Genomic DNA, 15,834 nt, shown 5'->3' with positions numbered 1-15,834 from the left:
GTGCCTATTCGTGGCTTTGCATCATTTCCGGTATGACCGAAACACCCGACACCCCGACAACGCCGACCACTGAGCCCGCGACAGTGGCCGCCAAACCGTACTGGCTCTACCGATTCGCGGCGTGGGTTGGAATTGTCGCAGGCATTGTGTTCATCGTCTTGAGCATCTTCTTCGCCGGCTTCAAGGCCGCCCACCTGGGTCATCACAAATGCCACCACCCCGGCGGGCGCCACCACCCGATGATGCAGGAGGGCCCCAAGCACCACGACGAGGGCACCGGATTCCGGCACGGGTTCGGCGGTCCAGGGCCGTCGCAGATGCCGCCATCGGTCACGCCGTCGTTGACTCCGGCGCAGCCGTAGCCGCGGAGTTCCACCGAGCCCGGCGTCCCCAGCGGCGCCGGGCTCTCTCATTCGAAATTGACGGCTCCGACTCGCCCCACGTTGCTGGTTGATGGGCGGACCCTGGCTGGGCATGATCGACTCATGACCCAAGCACCCGAACCCCCGGTCCAGCCGCCCGCGGCCCCGCCCACAGCCGACCATCCCGCCGGGCCCCCGCCGGCGGCAAAACCCGCCCGGCTGTATCAGGCCGCGGCGTGGGTGGTGATCGTGGCCGGCACCGTTTTCGTGTTGGCGGTCGTTTTTTTCGCGGGCGCCGAGCTCACCGGGAAAGGTCCGCAGTGTCGCCACCACCATCAGATGTTCGCGCCGGACGCACCAGGTGGCCCCGACGGTCCGCCGCCGTATGTCGTCTTCCCGGGCGGACCTTTCCCGCCGGGCTCCGGTCCGTGGGGGCCGGGGATGGGGCCGGGGATGGGGCCGGGTGGCCACGGCGGGCACGGCGGTCCCGACGGGCCTCCGCCACCGCCACCCACCTACACGCCGTAACGGCAACCGTGACCAGGCAAGCCGCCGCGGGGCTGGCACTGGCCTGTGTTTCGCTCACCGTGAGCATGCCGACCGCATCGGCGCGGCCATCGGATCCCGGCGTCGTGAATTACGCAGTCTTGGGCAAGGGTTCGGTGGGCAACATCGTGGGCGGGCCGATGCGGGACGAGTCGCTGTTCACCCAGCCGTTCCAGGCGTACTTCGTCGACAATCCGGTGTGCAACAACTGGGCCGATATCGGGTTGCCGGAGGTGTACAACGATCCGGACCTGGCGTCGTTCAATGGAGCCAGCACGCAGACCTCGCCGACCGATCAGACGCACCTGGTCAAGCAGGCGGTCGGGGTGTTCGCGACCGGCGCCGCGGCGGGTGCGGCCTTTCATCGGGTGGTGGACCGTACGGTCGGCTGTTCGGGGCAGACCACGCCCATGCACCTCGACAACGGCACAACACAGGTGTGGACGTTCGAGGGGCCGCCGGCGGGCCCCACCGACGCGGCGTGGAGCAAGCAGGAGGCCGGCACCGACCGGCGATGTTTCGTCCAGACCCGGCTGCGGGAAAACGTCCTGCTGCAAGCCAAAGTCTGTCAGTCCGGCAACGGCGGTCCGGCGGTAAACGTGCTGGCCGGCGCTATGGAGAACACGCTCGGGCAGTAACGGCCGGAGCCGTCGGGAATATGTCGGTGCCATCTGGAAGATGAAGCATGTGACTATCGTTGGGCGGCCGTCCGCAACAGGAGCCGAAGGGACCGGATGATGGCTTTTGCCGTCGCGTCGCAGCAAGGCGACGCGTGTCAGGTCGACGGCGGATTCGCCAGTGCCTCGGCTGCGGCGCAGTTCGTCGCGCAGACCTGCTTGGCCGACGGTCCGGTGGGCCGGGTCGGCCTGGAGATCGAGGCCCACTGTTACGACCCGGCCGACCCGCACCGCCGACCGGCCTGGGATGAGATCGCCGACGTACTCGCGTCCTTGCCGTCGATGCCGGGCGAGAGCGTGGTCACCGTCGAACCCGGTGGAGCGGTGGAACTCTCCGGCCCGCCGGCGCCGGGTGTGTCGGCCGCGATCGAGGCGATCTCCAGCGACCAGGCCGTGCTACACAAGGCCTTCGACACCGCCGGCCTGGGCCTGGTCCCGCTGGGCGCAGATCCGCTGCGGCCGGCCAAGCGGGTCAATCCGGGAGCCCGCTATCGCGCGATGGAACGGTTCTTCACGGCCAGCCACACCGGTGAAGCGGGCGCAGCGATGATGACCTCGACCGCATCAATTCAGGTGAACCTAGATGCCGGTCCGCAAGCCGGATGGGCCGACCGAGTCCGGTTGGCCCACGCACTCGGGCCGGTGTTGGTCGCGATCTCGGCCAACTCCCCAATGCTCAGCGGCAAATTCTCCGGCTGGGAATCGACCCGGCAGCGGGTCTGGGGCCAGCTCGATGCGGCGCGCTGCGGGCCGATCCTGACCGCCAGCGGCGACGACCCCGGCACCGACTGGGCGCGGTACGCGCTGAAGGCCCCGGTGATGCTGGTGCACAGTCCCGAACCGGTGCCGGTCACCCACTACCTGCCGTTCGCCGACTGGGCCGACGGCCGCGAACTGCTCGGCGGCCGCCGTCCCACGCACCAAGACCTGGCGTATCACCTGACCACGCTGTTTCCGCCGGTGCGGCCGCGTCAGTGGCTGGAGATCCGCTACCTCGACAGCTTGCCGGCCGACGTCTGGCCGGCGGTGGTGTTCACCATGGTGACCCTGCTCGACGACCCGGCCGCCGCCGATATCGCCGCCGAGGTGGTCGAGCCCGTCGCGACCGCCTGGGATACCGCCGCCCGGATCGGACTGGGCGAGAAGCGGATCTTCAGCGCCGCCAACCGGTGCGTGGCCATCGCGGCCGAACGCGCGCCCGCCGCTCTGTCCGACGGGATGCAGCGCCTAGCCGATGCAGTAGCGCAGGCCCGGTGCCCGGCCGACGACTTCGCCGACCGGGTGATCGAAAGCGGCATCGCGGCCACCGTGAGCACCCTCGCGCTGGGGGAGCAGTGACGCCACGCGCGGGGACCTTACGCGAAGGGCTGGTCCGCGACATGCAGCGGACCCGCGCCAGAACCTTGCGGTTGGTCGATTTCGACGACGCCGAGCTGTGCCGTCAGTACGACCCGCTGATGAGCCCACTGGTGTGGGACCTGGCGCATATCGGACAGCAGGAAGAGTTGTGGCTGCTGCGTGGTGGCAACCCGGACCGGCCGGGAATCTTGCCCGGCGCCGTGGACAGCCTTTACGACGCGTTTGTGCACTCACGGGCGAGCCGGGTCGACCTGCCGTTGTTGACTCCGGCGCAGGCCCGCAGCTACTGCCGAACGGTGCGAACGGCGGCACTCGATGCCCTCGACAGGCTGCCGGACGAGCCCGACCAGAATTTCGTGTACGGCCTGGTGGTCAGCCACGAGAACCAGCACGACGAGACCATGCTGCAGGCGCTGAATTTGCGCCCCGGACCGGCGCTCTTGCAGGCCGCCCGCCCGCTGCCGGCCGGTCGAGCCGGGCTCGCCGGGACATCGGTCGAGATACCCGGTGGTCCGTTCGTGCTCGGCGTCGACGGCGTCGACGAGCCGTTTTCGCTGGACAACGAACGGCCGGCGCACGTCGTCGACGTGCCGACGTTCCGCATCGGCCGGGTCCCGGTCACCAACGGCGAGTGGCGGCAGTTCGTTGAGGACGGTGGCTACTCGCAACCGCGCTGGTGGTCTGCGCGTGGGTGGCAGCACCGCGAAGATGCCGGGCTGACCGCGCCACAGTTCTGGGACGCCGACGGGCAGAGCCGTACCCGATTCGGCGTCGTCGAGGAGATCCGGGTCGATGAACCCGTCCAGCACGTCAGCTATTTCGAGGCCGAGGCCTACGCGGAGTGGGCCGGCGCCCGGCTGCCCACCGAGTGCGAGTGGGAGAAGGCGTGCGCATGGGACCCGCAGCGCGGGGCGCGCCGGCGCTATCCGTGGGGAGTCGACGAGCCGTCGTCGACGCTGGCCAACCTCGGGGGAGATGCGCTGCGCCCGGCACCGGTCGGCGCATATCCCAGCGGCGCGTCGGCCTACGGAGTGGAGCAGATGCTCGGCGACGTCTGGGAATGGACCAGCTCGACATTCCAGCCCTGGCCGGGCTTCACGCCGATGATCTACCAACGGTATTCGGAACCGTTCTTCGGCGGTGACTACCGGGTCTTGCGCGGCGGGTCGTGGGCCGTGGAGCCGGGCATCATGCGTCCCAGCTTTCGCAATTGGGATCACCCGTACCGTCGGCAGATCTTCTGCGGCGTCCGGCTCGCGTGGTCGGTCGACGCAGATTCCGGGGGGCACTCCTGATGTGCCGTCACCTGGGCTGGCTCGGAGGCGAGACCTCGATCGCCGCGCTGGTGCTCGACCCGCCACAGGGCCTGCGGGTGCAGTCGTATGCCCCGCGCCGGCAAAAGCACGGGCTGATGAACGCCGACGGTTGGGGCGTGGGCTTTTTCGACGGCGCAACACCGCGGCGCTGGCGCAGCGCCGCCCCGCTGTGGGGAGATGTGTCGTTCGATTCCGTCGCACCGGCGCTGCACAGTCACTGCGTGGTTGCCGCGGTGCGGTCAGCCACCGTCGGGATGCCGATCGAAGCCAGCGCGACGGCGCCGTTCACCGATGGGCAATGGCTACTGTCGCACAACGGGGTCGTCGACCGCGACGTGCTGCCACTCCGCGGCGCGGCCGAATCCATCTGCGACAGTGCGGTTCTGGCCGCGCTGATATTCGAGCGCGGGCTCGACGCGCTGGGGCAGACGATCGCCCAGGTGGGCGAGGCCGACCCGGGCGCTCGGCTGAACATCTTGGCGGCCAACGGTTCTCGCCTGATCGCCACCACCTGGGGTGATACCTTGTCGATACTGCGTCTAGACCACGGCGTGGTGCTGGCCAGTGAGCCCTACGACGACCAGCCCGGCTGGGCGGACGTCCCCGATCGCCACCTCGTCGAGGTCACCGCTCAACGGGTGACCATGACCGCGCTGCACCCAACGAAGGGATAGTTGATGACGTTGACATTGTCCAACCACCTGGCTGCCGACTCGGCCTTCGAGGCGCTGTGCCGTGATGTGCGCGCAGGACTGCAGTGCTCGCCGAAATCGTTGCCGCCCAAGTGGTTCTACGACTCAGTGGGCAGCGACTTGTTCGACCGGATCACCCGGCTGCCGGAGTACTATCCGACTCGCGCCGAGGCGGAGATCCTGCGTGCCCGTGCTGCGGAGATCGCATCGGTCGCCGGCGCCGACACGCTGGTCGAGTTGGGCAGCGGGACGTCGGAGAAGACCCGGCTGCTGCTGGACGCCCTGCGTGACGGCGGCGTCCTTCGCCGCTTCGTCCCGTTCGACGTCGACGCCGGCATGCTGTCGCTCGCTTCGAAGGCAATCCAGGCCGAGTATCCCGGTATCGAAATCGCCGCTGTCTGCGGCGATTTCGAGGAGCACCTGGCCAAGATTCCGGGCGGCGGCCGACGGCTGTTCGCGTTCCTCGGGTCGACGATTGGCAACCTGGAACCCGGCGCGCGCGCGGAATTCCTGGCCGGGCTGGCCGATTCGCTGCAACCGGGCGACAGCCTGCTGCTGGGCACCGACCTGGTCAAGGACGACAGCCGGCTGGTGGCCGCCTACGACGACGCCGCTGGTGTGACGGCCCAGTTCAACCGCAACGTGCTGGCGGTGATCAACCGGGAACTCAACGCCGACTTCGACGTCGACGCGTTCCGCCACGTCGCCACCTGGAATGCGGCCGAGGAGCGAATGGAAATGTGGCTGCAATCCGAGCGCATTCAGCGAGTACGTATAGCCGCGCTGAATGTGACCGTCGCATTCGAGGCCGGCGAACAGGTTCTCACCGAGGTGTCCTGCAAGTTCCGGGCTGACGGAGTGGCTGATGAACTCGCTCAGGCGGGCCTGCAGCTCACCCGGTGGTGGACTGACGGCGCGGGAGATTTCGGGTTGTCGCTGTCGGTCAAGTGAGCGCGCGGCTGGCCGAGACCTGGCGGTCTGCCCGGCCACCGGTCGCGGGGCTGCACCTGGACAGCGCCGCGTGCTCGCGGCAGAGCTTTGCGGCCCTCGACGCGGCCGACCGCCATGCGCGACACGAAGCCGAGGTCGGCGGGTACGTCGCCGCGGAGGCGGCCGCCCCGGTGCTCGACGCCGGCCGCGCCGCGCTCGCCGCGCTGGCCGGCCTCCCCGACGCGCAGGTCGTTTTCACCACCGGGTCGCAGCATGCGCTGGAGCTGCTGTTGTCCAGTTGGCCGGCCGGCGGCCGGACGCTGGCCTGCCTGCCCGGTGAGTACGGGCCGAACTTGGCGTTGATGGCCGTGCACGGCTTTGAGCGCACGACGCTGCCGACGGACGGCGAGGGGCGGGTTGCGCTGCGCGAGGCGGCGATCAGCCTGGCCGCCGACCCGCCGGACCTGGTCCACCTGACGGCGGTCGGCAGCCATCGCGGCGTGGTGCAGCCGCTGCGCGAGGTGGCGCAGCTGTGCCGCGGCCTGGGTATACCACTGATCGTCGACGCCGCTCAGGCACTCGGCCACGTCGACTGCGCGGTGGGCGCCGACGCGCTCTACGCGTCGTCGCGCAAGTGGCTGGCCGGACCGCGTGGTGTCGGCGCATTGGCCGTGCAGGCGTCGTTGATGCGACGGCTACGGCCGCGACTGCCGCCCGAGGAGTGGGCGGGTTCGTTGTCGGTTGCCGACCGGCTGGAACTCGGTGAAGCCAATGTTGCTGCGCGAGTTGGTTTTTCGGTAGCAGTCGGCGAACATGAGGCAACCGGACCGGCCGAGGTGTGTGCGCGGCTGGCTGAGATCGGTCGAGCCGCCAGGACTGCGCTGGCCGAGGTGCCGGGCTGGCGAGTGGTCGAGGCGCTCGACGAGCCCAGTGCGATCACGACGCTGGCCCCGCTCGATGGGGCCGATCCGCGCAGCATCCGTGAATGGTTGATCACCGAACGGCGGATCGTGACGACGGCGGTGCTGGTCGCGCGCGCGCCGCTGGAGTTGACCGCTCCGGTGCTGCGGATCTCGCCGCACCTCGACGCCACCCACGACGAGCTGGCCGTTTTCGCCGCGGCGCTGGCCGATGCAACGACGACTCTGCGGTGACGCTCAGGCTTTGTGCGCGCTGAGCAGATAGGCGGGCAGTTTCATCCGGCCTTTCTCGTCGCGCTCGTGCTCGGGCATCGCGACATCCGAATGCTGCGGCGTCGGTGGAGTATTGGCGTGAATGTACGCCGGGCGGATCTCGTCGATCTGCCAGTGCTTGCCGACCGCGTCGCGTAACTCGCCCTCGTTGACCTCGTTCGGCTTCTGCTCCCATTCGGCGGGGAAGGCGCCCTTGGCGAATACCAGCACGAAGTAGCCGGCGCCGTCGGCGGCCGCCCGGTGAACGGCCTTCAGGTACTTGTCGCGGCCCTCGACCGGCAGCGAATGGAACAGCGTGCTGTCGACAATGGTGTTGAAGCGGCCGTCGTGTCCGCTGAACGTGGTGATGTCGGCCTGCTCATAGGTGGCGTTGACGAGCCCGCGCTCCTCGGCGGCTTTGGTGGCGGCGGCAATGGCGGTGGGCGTGAGGTCGACTCCGTGGACGGTGTAGCCGTCGGCGGCCAGGGCAAGGGACAGCTCCGCGAAACCGCAGCCGGCGTCGAGCACATCGCTGCGGAATTTCCCGGCTGCCGCCAGCGCGGCCAATTCCGGCTGCGGCTCGCCGATGTTCCAGGGCGGCGGGCCTTCGAAGCCGGCCTCCTGGCGGTACGCGTTGTCCCAGTCCATTACCTCATTTGCCATGTCTTCCAAGCTACTCCGGAACTTCCCAGGTGTGGACGGGCTCGTTGCTGTGCATGTGGTCGCAGTACAGCCGCAACATTTCAGCAAGCGCGGCGGGCCTGGCCAGACCGCGTTGTCCCAATGCCCGCACGGCGGAGACTTGCCAGCTGGCACCGTTGCGGCGGGCGCGCGCCCGGCCCTCGATCACCCCGAGCAGCCGATCACGGACACCGCACGCGACACCCCAACGATCGAGCCCGTCGTAGGCCATCGGCAGCAGTTCGGTGAGCACCAACTCTGCTGCGTTGGCCGTGCCGAAACCCGGCCAGAACAGCTCCGCCCGCATTCCATGTCGCGCAGCTTCGGTGAAATTACGTTGCGCCGCCACGAAGTCCATTCTGGTCCAGATCGGGCGGTCCTCTTCGGCCAACGCGCGCAGCATGCCGTAGTAGAACGCCGCATTGGCCAGCATGTCGATGACGGTGGGCCCGGCGGGCAACACCCGGTTCTCCACCCGCAGATGAGGCCGGTCCGCCACGACGTCATACACCGGCCGGTTCCACCGATAGACCGTCCCATTGTGCAGCCGCAACTCCGCCAGGTGCGGAGTGCGGCCGGCTTCGAGTTCGGCCACCGGGTCTTCGTCGGACACCTCCGGCAGCAGCGAGGGAAAGTAGCGCACGTTCTCCTCGAACAAGTCGAAGATCGACGTGATCCACCGTTCGCCGAACCACACTCGTGGCCGCACCCCTTGGGTTTTCAGCTCGTCGGGCCGCGTGTCGGTGGACTGTGTGAACAGTTCGATGCGGGTCTCCGACCACAATTGGTGGCCGAACAAATACGGCGAGTTGGCGCCCAGCGCGAGCTGCGGCCCGGCCAGCACCTGCGCGGCGTTCCAGTTGGCGGCGAAGTCATCCGGTGACACCTGAACATGTAATTGCATGCTGGTGCACGCAGATTCGGGTGCAATCGAGGTCGACTTCATGCTGAGCGGCTCGGGCCCGTCGATATTGATCTGCAGGTCTTCACCGCGGGCGTTGAAGATCGAGTCATTGAGCGCCGCGTATCGCAACGACTCACTCATCCATCCGCCGGTGAGATGTTCGGGCATCAGCGTCGGCAGAATCCCGATCATCACAATGTGGGCGCCGCGGGCGCCGGCCTTGGCCTCGGCGGCATTCAGGCTCGCCCGCACTTCGTCTTCCAGCCGCGCATTGCTGTCTCCTCCGAACGGACGGGGCGGAACGTTGAATTCGATGTTGTATGCGCCTAATTCGGTTTGATACGCCGGGTCGGCAATGGCGATCAGCACCTCAGAGTTCGCCATCACCGGTTGGTAGGCGTCGTCGACCAGGTTGCATTCGATTTCCATCCCGGTGAGCGGATGGTCGATCTCGAAACTGGACTGCGCGAGCATCGTCTCGAAGACGTCGAGGCACAGTTGCACCTTGCGCCGGTACTCCTGCCGGTCCACTCGCGCGTACGCGGTCCGCCTGACGTCTTCGCCCACCACGCCGATGCAACCGCTTTACCCGCGGCCGCGCAACAGGTTAGCCACGTGAACTGTCATGACGGCCAACCGCCGATACCTGCCGTCCGAGTGATGTCCGGCGCGCGCTTTCGGCGCCTACGTAGGATACTTGCAGCAATCTCAGCTCTGCCTTAGGTTTCTCACAGTAAAGGAATCGGGGACGACGATGGGTCGCAGCTACCGCCGAATAGCCGCTGCCGCCGTGGGGACGCTGATCGCGTCGCCGGCGCTCGCACTGCTGACCGGATCGATCGCGCACGCCGACTCCGGTGACCTGGCGTCGATCGGGCCGGTCACGGTCGACGGCTACACCGACACTCTCGCCTACAACACCGCGACCGGGGCGTTCGACAACTATCTGGTCGGGTCCTACGACGGCTACCCCTACGACCTCGACGTCTACGTCGATCCATCCGGGTCGGGCGACAGTGAAGTGCTGCTGACCGTCCCCCTGCTGTTCCAGGGCGGGTTCACCGACGTCGACGGGACGATCACACCGATTTCGTCGGTGCTCGATCCCGCCGACTTCGTCAACTCGGACATCGGGCTGATCGACCTCGGCGGCATGCCCGACCCGGCGGCGGGAGTCATTTCTCTGGGGCCGTTCGATGTGGGCGGATACCAGGACACGTTCAGCATCAACTCGGCCAACTTCGCGATCGACAACTATGCGACCGGGCTGGCCAATGGGCTGCCGTTTGACGTCGACTTCTTCACCGGTGCACCGGGATCGGGCAGCTCCGAGGTCCTGCTGAGCGTTCCGGCGCCCTTCCAGGTCGGCCTCGACGACGTCGCCGGAGCGATCACGCCGATCTATTCACTCGGTACCGTGCTCGATCCCGACCCCGGCTTGAGCGCCATCGCCGGTCTGTAGACCACACGCTCACCGGCCTAGTCCATGATGGACGTCGAGCGCGGAAGGGAAGCAGTTGGCCGAGTTCGTCGTTTCGATCGACCAGGGCACCACCAGCACTCGCTGCATCATCTTCGGGCATGACGGCAGCGAGGTGGGTCGACACCAGCTCGAGCACGAGCAACTCCTGCCGCGAGCCGGCTGGGTCGAGCACAACCCGATCGAGATCTGGGAGCGCACCACCTCGGTGCTGATGTCGGCGCTCAACGCGACCGACCTGTCATCGAAAGACATCGCCGCGCTGGGGATCACCAACCAGCGCGAGACCACCCTGGTGTGGAACCGGCGCACCGGCCGGCCGTACTACAACGCGATCGTCTGGCAGGACACCCGCACCGACCGGATCGCGTCGGCACTGGACCGCGACGGTCGCGGCGACGTCATCCGGCACAAGGCGGGCCTGCCGCCGGCGACCTACTTCTCCGGCGGCAAACTGCAATGGATCCTGGACAACGTCGACGGTGTGCGCGCGGCGGCCGAGCGTGGCGAGGCGCTGTTCGGCACCACCGACACCTGGCTGCTGTGGAATCTGACCGGCGGCCCACGGGGTGGAGTGCACGTCACCGACGTCACCAACGCCAGCCGAACCATGCTGATGAATCTCGAGACCCTGGACTGGGACGGCGAATTGCTGTCGTTCTTCGGCATCCCGCGCGCAATGCTCCCGACGATCGCGGCGTCCTCGCCGCTCGAGCCCCACGGCCACACGTCGGCGGATGGCCCGCTCGGCGGCGAGGTGCCGATCACCGGGATTCTCGGCGACCAGCATGCGGCCATGGTCGGCCAGGTATGCCTAGCGCCCGGCGACACCAAAAACACCTACGGCACCGGCAATTTCCTGCTGCTGAACACCGGCGAGAACATTGTCCGATCGACCAATGGTCTGTTGACCACCGTCTGCTACCAATTCGGCGGTGCCAAACCCGTTTACGCCCTTGAGGGTTCGATTGCCGTCACCGGCTCTGCGGTGCAATGGTTGCGGGATCAGCTCGGCATCATCAGTGGCGCGGCGCAGAGCGAGGACTTGGCCCGCCAAGTCGACGACAACGGCGGAGTGTATTTCGTGCCGGCGTTTTCCGGCTTGTTCGCGCCCTACTGGCGCTCGGATGCGCGCGGCGCGATCGTCGGGCTGTCGCGCTTCAACACCAACGCCCACCTGGCCCGCGCGACATTGGAGTCGATCTGCTATCAGAGCCGCGATGTGGTCGACGCGATGCAAGCCGATTCCGGTGTGCGCCTTGGTGTGTTGAAGGTCGACGGTGGGATCACCGCGAACGACCTGTGCATGCAGATCCAAGCAGACGTACTCGGTGTCGAGGTGGTGCGTCCGGTGATCGCCGAGACGACGGCCTTGGGCGCCGCCTACGCGGCGGGTTTGGCGGTCGGTTTCTGGTCGGGCCCCGATGACCTACGAGCCAATTGGCGTGAGGGTAAGCGGTGGACGCCGGCCTGGAATGAGGCGCAGCGCTCCGCAGGATATGCGGGCTGGCGAAAAGCGGTACAGCGCACCCTGAATTGGGTTGAGGTCAGCTGAGGCAGACGATGGGGACCAGCAGCTGCCGGCCCCCATCGCGTGCGGGATGATCAGTCGTCTTCGCCGAGAATCGAATAGATTTCGCGACGAGCATTGTTGACGATCTCAAGGATGCGTTGCTGCTGTTCGGTGGTGGCGGCGTGCGCGGATTGCGCTACGGCGCCGAACAATTGACCGACAGCCGCCCGCAGATTGAGGTGGGCCGGGTCGACGCCGTCAGCGATCTCCTCCCATGGCGGGGTGGCGACCTTCTCGGCGCTTTCTCTGCCAGTGTCGGTCAACTCGAAGAGCTTCTTGCTGCCTTCGGTCTCGGTGCCGACGATCAAGCCTTCGTCGACCAGCAACTGCAGGGTCGGATAGACCGAGCCGGGGCTGGGCTTCCACAGGTCCTGGCTGCGCTCGGCAACCTCCTGGATGATTTCGTAGCCGTGCATCGGCCGCTCGGCGAGCAGCACCAGGATGGCGGCACGGACATCACCGCGGCGCCCGCGCCGGCCTTGGCCTCCGCGGCGTCCGCCGCGCCCGCCGGGCCCGAAGGCGCCGGGGCCAAAGCCCGGACCGAAGCCCGGGCCAAAGCCGCCGGGGCCGAAGCCGCGGCCGCGGCCGCGGCCGAAACCGGGTCCGAACGGCCCGTCTTGCCCGGCGTCGTGGCCGCGGACGAAGTCGCGGAACTCGCGGCGGGCCTGCCTGCGCTGCTCGTGAATGGCGCGACGGCCCTGGGGTGCGAATCCGAAGGCCGAAGGCCCCGGTTCACCTGCGAACGGTCCGCTCCCGTGGGGCACGCCTGCGTCAAAGAATGGGTTGTTCATGGGTTGATCTCGTTTCTGGAAAGGCAGCGCCGGATGCGCTACCGATACTATGACGATATATCGGAATCTATCGGTTCGCAAGGTCGGATTTTTTCGGGCTGCCCGTCGTGGCGGTTTGCGGGCTCCGGCAGCGGGGTAGCACCCCCTCATGGGCCATGAGAACACCGACGTCGAAGAGCATCCCGGCCGCGACCGCGACACGGTGCCCGCTCAGTCTCACGACGGCGGACACGGAAATCGTCGGCGACTCTGGCTGAACTGGGCACTTGCCCTGCTCACGGTGATCGGCGCGGGCGCCGCGATGGCTGTGGAACTTGGCGCGGTGCTGAGCACAGCTGCCTGCAGCGACAAAGCCTGTCCGAACCTGGGTCCGCGCGGAATCAGCTTCGACACGCTGTACTACGGCGCGCCCGCGCTAGCGGTGGTGACGATCGTTGCCTCGATCTTCACCGCGCGACGCCGATGGGGCTTCGTGGTTCCCGTGACAGCGTTGGCGCTGCTGGGCGCCGACATGGCGATCCTGGCCATCACCGTCGCGCAGTAACAGCGCTAGCCGCGCATCCCACTGTGAAATGATGGGTCCGGGTAAGGCCGTAACCGGGCCAATTCTCTGCGGTGGCGTTCGGCGAGCACTGCGGCCAAAACGTAGTGCGGCGGTGTACCCGGCGGCGGCGGGGGAGCCACCCGACGCAGCACATCGCTGGCGATCCGATACGCCATCTGATCACGCAGCTGCGGGTCTAGTTGCGTTGCTCGCGATAGGAATTGGCGCGCAACATCGGCGTGCTCCGCGTCAAGGGCCGACAGCTGCAGCGACGCTGCCCACCATGCCAGCTGCGGCGGCATCAGCGGTGGCGGCCCCAACTTCGGCCCGCGTTCGCTGATCACGATGGTGCCGGCGAAAACATCGCCGATCCGCTTCGCGCTGGGCGAGAGCATGCTGCAGATCACCGCGGGACTGCCCAGCAGCATCCAGATCTCGACGATCGACGACAGCGCGCGAAACAGGGCCTGGCGGAAGCGCTCCGGGCCACCGTCGTCCGACACCACCCGCAGCCCCATCACGATTTTGCCGACCGTGCGGCCCCGTGTCGCGGTCTCCGAAATCAGCGGATAGCCGACGAACACCAGCACCGTGAAGATGATCATGATCGCCGCAACCGCGGCGTCGTCGAAGTGGCCGAGCGCGCCCGCCCCCAGCGTCAACGCGATCAGGTAGCCGATGATGATGATGGCGATGTCGATCAGGGCGCTGACCGCTCGCACCGGAAGCTGGGCTATCCGCACGTCGAGCACCACAGCGTCCCCGGTCACCAGCTGCGACATAGTGCGAACGCTACCCCGATCGCGGCCCCGCTAGTCTCGGTGCGGTGGACGTCGACGCGTTCGTGCTTGCCCATCGCGACAGCTGGGATCGCCTCGAGCAACTGGTCAGAAGCCGCCACCGGCTCAGCGGCGCCGAGATCGACGAGCTCGTGGAGCGCTACCAGCGGGTGTCGACGCACCTGTCGATGCTGCGCTCGGGTTCTGCTGATTCCGCGCTCATCGGCCGGCTATCGAGTCTGGTCGCGCGGTCCCGCGCCGCGGTCACCGGCGCGCACGCCCCGCCGTCCAGCGAGTTCACCCGGTTCTGGACGGTGTCATTGCCGGTCGTGGCGTACCGCGCCTGGCGGTGGTGGCTGGCAGTGGCGGCGATCTTCTTCGCTGTCACGGCCGCGATCGCACTGTGGGTGATGGGCAGCCCGGAAGTGCAGTCGACGATCGGAACGCCAAGCGAGATCCACGAATTGGTCAATCACGACTTCGCCTCCTACTACAGCGAGCACGCCGCCGCCGCTTTCGGTCTGCATGTCTGGGTGAACAATTCCTGGCTGGCCGCCAAATGCGTCGCGTTCTCGGTTCTGCTGGGAGTGCCCATCCCGTTCGTGCTGTTCGCCAACGCCGCCAACCTCGGCGTCGTGGCGGGTCTGATGCTGAACGCCGGCAAAGCGGGCGTGCTGTTCGGGCTGCTCATCCCGCACAGCCTGCTAGAACTGACCGCGGTGTTTCTGGCGGGCGCCGTCGGCATGCGACTGGGCTGGTCGGTGATCGCCCCGGGCGATCGCCCGCGTGGGCAGGTGCTCGCCGAGCAGGGGCGTGCGGTGGTCTCGGCGGCGATGGGTTTGGTTGTGGTGTTGCTGGTTTCGGGCGTGATCGAGTCTTTTGTCACGCCTTCTGCGCTGCCGACCGTGGTTCGGATCGGTATCGGAGTTCTCGCCGAGGCGGGCTTTTTGGCCTACGTGGTCTATTTCGGGCGGCGCGCGGTGCGGGCGGGCGACTCCGGCGACATCGCCGACGCTCCCGACGTCGCGCCAACCCGTTGAACTACAGCCGGCCAGCGGCTTTCATCGCCAGGTAACAATCGGCGAGCGTCGGCGCCAGGTCGGTGGGCGCCGCGTCGATGACCTCCACGCCGGTGTGCCGCAGGCGCGACGCGAACGTCGACCGTTCGCTGCGGGACCGTTCGGCAGCGGCGGCGTCATACACCGCGGCCGCATCGGACCGGCCGGCTGCCAGGTCGTCGACCCTCGGGTCGGCAACCGCGGCGACGATCACCCGGTGCCTACTGGAGAGCAGGGGAAGTACCGGTAACAGGCCCTCGTCGAGGGCGCTGGCGTTGAGGTCGGTCATCAGCACCACCAGAGACCGCCGCCGGGTACGCCGCAGCACTGCGGAAACCAGCCCAGTCCAATCAGATTCGACGAGCGTGGGTTTCAGTGGTGCCATCGCCTCGACGACGCGGCCCAACAGCTCGGTTCGCGATGACCCGAATACGCCGGCCCTGGTCACCCGGTCGTGAGCGAGGAAGTCGACGGTGTCACCGGCTCGTGCTGCGAGCGCCGCGAGCAGCAGCGCCGCGTCCATCGACCAGTCCAGCCGCGGCCAACCATTGGGGTCACCCGCCGTCGGGTCGACCCCGACCCGGCCGGCGGCGGTGCGTCCGGTGTCGAGCACGATGACGACCCGCCGGTCGCGTTCCGGCCGCCAGGTGCGGACCACGACGTCGGACCGACGGGCGGTCGCTCGCCAGTCGATGGAGCGGACGTCGTCACCGACCACATACTCACGCAGCGAATCAAATTCGGTGCCCTGACCACGCGTCAGGGTGGGCAGCAGCCCGTCCATTTCCCGGAGTCTGGCCAGCCGAGATGGTAGATGTCTGCGGGACAGAAACGGCGGCAGCACCCGGACCTCGCCGGGCACCGGGCGCGATCTCTGTCGGCCGGCCAGTCCCATCGGACCGATCGAGCGTGCGGTGATCGCCGCCGACTTTTGATCGCCGCGACGGATCGGGCGCAGGTAGATGTCCAC

General features: G+C 67.8%; 16 protein-coding genes and 1 pseudogene. 12 read left to right on the top strand and 5 right to left on the bottom strand.

Annotated elements, in window-relative coordinates:
- The 8 genes from AC2VOG_RS04290 to egtE all read left to right on the top strand — a co-directional run.
- A partial coding sequence (locus AC2VOG_RS04290) for a hypothetical protein (protein WP_486938678.1) occupies window positions 1-362 on the top strand: 362 nt, incomplete at its 5' end.
- Between the two features lie 123 nt (window positions 363-485).
- The gene (locus AC2VOG_RS04285; protein WP_486938677.1) at window positions 486-890 is read left to right on the top strand and encodes a hypothetical protein; all 405 of its coding nucleotides are present in this window, start codon (window positions 486-488) and stop codon (window positions 888-890) included.
- A gap of 65 nt (window positions 891-955) precedes the next feature.
- Complete coding sequence (locus AC2VOG_RS04280) at window positions 956-1,546, top strand: sensor domain-containing protein (RefSeq protein ID WP_486938681.1); 591 nt, start codon at window positions 956-958, stop codon at window positions 1,544-1,546.
- Window positions 1,547-1,645: 99 nt separating this feature from the next.
- Window positions 1,646-2,923 (top strand): ergothioneine biosynthesis glutamate--cysteine ligase EgtA, encoded by a 1,278-nt coding sequence (gene egtA / locus AC2VOG_RS04275; protein WP_486938676.1) that lies wholly within the window; start codon window positions 1,646-1,648, stop codon window positions 2,921-2,923.
- A 41-nt stretch (window positions 2,924-2,964) separates the two neighbouring features.
- Entirely contained in the window at window positions 2,965-4,239 is a 1,275-nt protein-coding gene (gene egtB, locus AC2VOG_RS04270) for an ergothioneine biosynthesis protein EgtB (protein WP_486938680.1), read from the top strand.
- On the top strand, window positions 4,239-4,934 hold the full coding sequence (gene egtC, locus AC2VOG_RS04265; protein ID WP_486938674.1) for an ergothioneine biosynthesis protein EgtC: 696 nt from the start codon (window positions 4,239-4,241) through the stop codon (window positions 4,932-4,934). Before egtB ends, egtC begins: the two co-directional genes overlap by 1 nt.
- A gap of 3 nt (window positions 4,935-4,937) precedes the next feature.
- Window positions 4,938-5,903: an L-histidine N(alpha)-methyltransferase gene (gene egtD / locus AC2VOG_RS04260; RefSeq protein ID WP_486938673.1), complete on the top strand. Its 966-nt coding sequence runs from the start codon at window positions 4,938-4,940 to the stop codon at window positions 5,901-5,903.
- Window positions 5,900-7,036 (top strand): ergothioneine biosynthesis PLP-dependent enzyme EgtE, encoded by a 1,137-nt coding sequence (gene egtE / locus AC2VOG_RS04255; protein ID WP_486938672.1) that lies wholly within the window; start codon window positions 5,900-5,902, stop codon window positions 7,034-7,036. Before egtD ends, egtE begins: the two co-directional genes overlap by 4 nt.
- Before the next feature lie 3 nt (window positions 7,037-7,039).
- Here egtE and AC2VOG_RS04250 read toward each other — a convergent pair whose 3' ends face one another.
- Entirely contained in the window at window positions 7,040-7,717 is a 678-nt protein-coding gene (locus AC2VOG_RS04250; protein ID WP_486938671.1) for a class I SAM-dependent methyltransferase, read from the bottom strand.
- 10 nt (window positions 7,718-7,727) lie between these two features.
- Window positions 7,728-9,206: a glutamate-cysteine ligase family protein gene (locus AC2VOG_RS04245; RefSeq protein WP_486938670.1), complete on the bottom strand. Its 1,479-nt coding sequence runs from the start codon at window positions 9,204-9,206 to the stop codon at window positions 7,728-7,730.
- A gap of 187 nt (window positions 9,207-9,393) precedes the next feature.
- Between AC2VOG_RS04245 and AC2VOG_RS04240 the strand changes: the two genes are divergently transcribed.
- Both AC2VOG_RS04240 and glpK read left to right on the top strand, forming a co-directional pair.
- Window positions 9,394-10,101 carry a hypothetical protein gene (locus AC2VOG_RS04240; protein ID WP_486938669.1) on the top strand — a complete coding sequence of 236 codons (708 nt, stop codon included), beginning with the start codon at window positions 9,394-9,396 and terminating at the stop codon, window positions 10,099-10,101.
- A gap of 55 nt (window positions 10,102-10,156) precedes the next feature.
- A complete protein-coding gene (gene glpK, locus AC2VOG_RS04235) occupies window positions 10,157-11,674 on the top strand; it encodes a glycerol kinase GlpK (protein WP_486938668.1) in 1,518 nt (505 codons plus the stop codon).
- Between the two features lie 50 nt (window positions 11,675-11,724).
- On the opposite strand, the gene AC2VOG_RS04230 is transcribed toward glpK, so the two are convergent.
- Entirely contained in the window at window positions 11,725-12,483 is a 759-nt protein-coding gene (locus AC2VOG_RS04230) for a PadR family transcriptional regulator (protein WP_486938667.1), read from the bottom strand.
- A 148-nt stretch (window positions 12,484-12,631) separates the two neighbouring features.
- On the opposite strand from AC2VOG_RS04230, the gene AC2VOG_RS04225 reads away from it, so the two are divergent.
- Window positions 12,632-13,027: a hypothetical protein gene (locus AC2VOG_RS04225; protein WP_486938666.1), complete on the top strand. Its 396-nt coding sequence runs from the start codon at window positions 12,632-12,634 to the stop codon at window positions 13,025-13,027.
- Window positions 13,028-13,056: 29 nt separating this feature from the next.
- On the opposite strand, the pseudogene AC2VOG_RS04220 reads toward AC2VOG_RS04225, so the two are convergent.
- Window positions 13,057-13,809: pseudogene (locus AC2VOG_RS04220) on the bottom strand (RDD family protein); the annotation flags it as partial.
- Window positions 13,810-13,853: 44 nt separating this feature from the next.
- Here AC2VOG_RS04220 and AC2VOG_RS04215 point away from each other — a divergent pair.
- A complete protein-coding gene (locus AC2VOG_RS04215; RefSeq protein WP_486938664.1) occupies window positions 13,854-14,846 on the top strand; it encodes a stage II sporulation protein M in 993 nt (330 codons plus the stop codon).
- 1 nt (window position 14,847) lies between these two features.
- Here the strand turns inward: AC2VOG_RS04215 and AC2VOG_RS04210 are convergent.
- Window positions 14,848-15,834: DUF58 domain-containing protein (locus AC2VOG_RS04210; RefSeq protein WP_486938663.1), on the bottom strand; the 987-nt coding region annotated here is incomplete at its 5' end.

The sequence above is a fragment of the Mycobacterium sp. TH-M11 genome, from assembly GCF_057473725.1.
This window is presented reverse-complemented; position numbering and strand designations above follow the sequence as displayed.

Excerpts from the sequence above, each read along its gene's own strand:
- AC2VOG_RS04285 (WP_486938677.1), top strand. The coding sequence starts at position 486 with ATGACCCAAGCACCCGAACCCCCGGTCCAGCCGCCCGCGGCCCCGCCC.
- AC2VOG_RS04280 (WP_486938681.1), top strand. The coding sequence starts at position 956 with ATGCCGACCGCATCGGCGCGGCCATCGGATCCCGGCGTCGTGAATTAC.
- egtA (WP_486938676.1), top strand. The coding sequence starts at position 1,646 with ATGGCTTTTGCCGTCGCGTCGCAGCAAGGCGACGCGTGTCAGGTCGAC.
- egtB (WP_486938680.1), top strand. The coding sequence starts at position 2,965 with ATGCAGCGGACCCGCGCCAGAACCTTGCGGTTGGTCGATTTCGACGAC.
- egtC (WP_486938674.1), top strand. The coding sequence starts at position 4,239 with ATGTGCCGTCACCTGGGCTGGCTCGGAGGCGAGACCTCGATCGCCGCG.
- egtD (WP_486938673.1), top strand. The coding sequence starts at position 4,938 with ATGACGTTGACATTGTCCAACCACCTGGCTGCCGACTCGGCCTTCGAG.
- AC2VOG_RS04250 (WP_486938671.1), bottom strand. The coding sequence starts at position 7,717 with ATGGCAAATGAGGTAATGGACTGGGACAACGCGTACCGCCAGGAGGCC.
- AC2VOG_RS04240 (WP_486938669.1), top strand. The coding sequence starts at position 9,394 with ATGGGTCGCAGCTACCGCCGAATAGCCGCTGCCGCCGTGGGGACGCTG.
- AC2VOG_RS04230 (WP_486938667.1), bottom strand. The coding sequence starts at position 12,483 with ATGAACAACCCATTCTTTGACGCAGGCGTGCCCCACGGGAGCGGACCG.
- AC2VOG_RS04225 (WP_486938666.1), top strand. The coding sequence starts at position 12,632 with ATGGGCCATGAGAACACCGACGTCGAAGAGCATCCCGGCCGCGACCGC.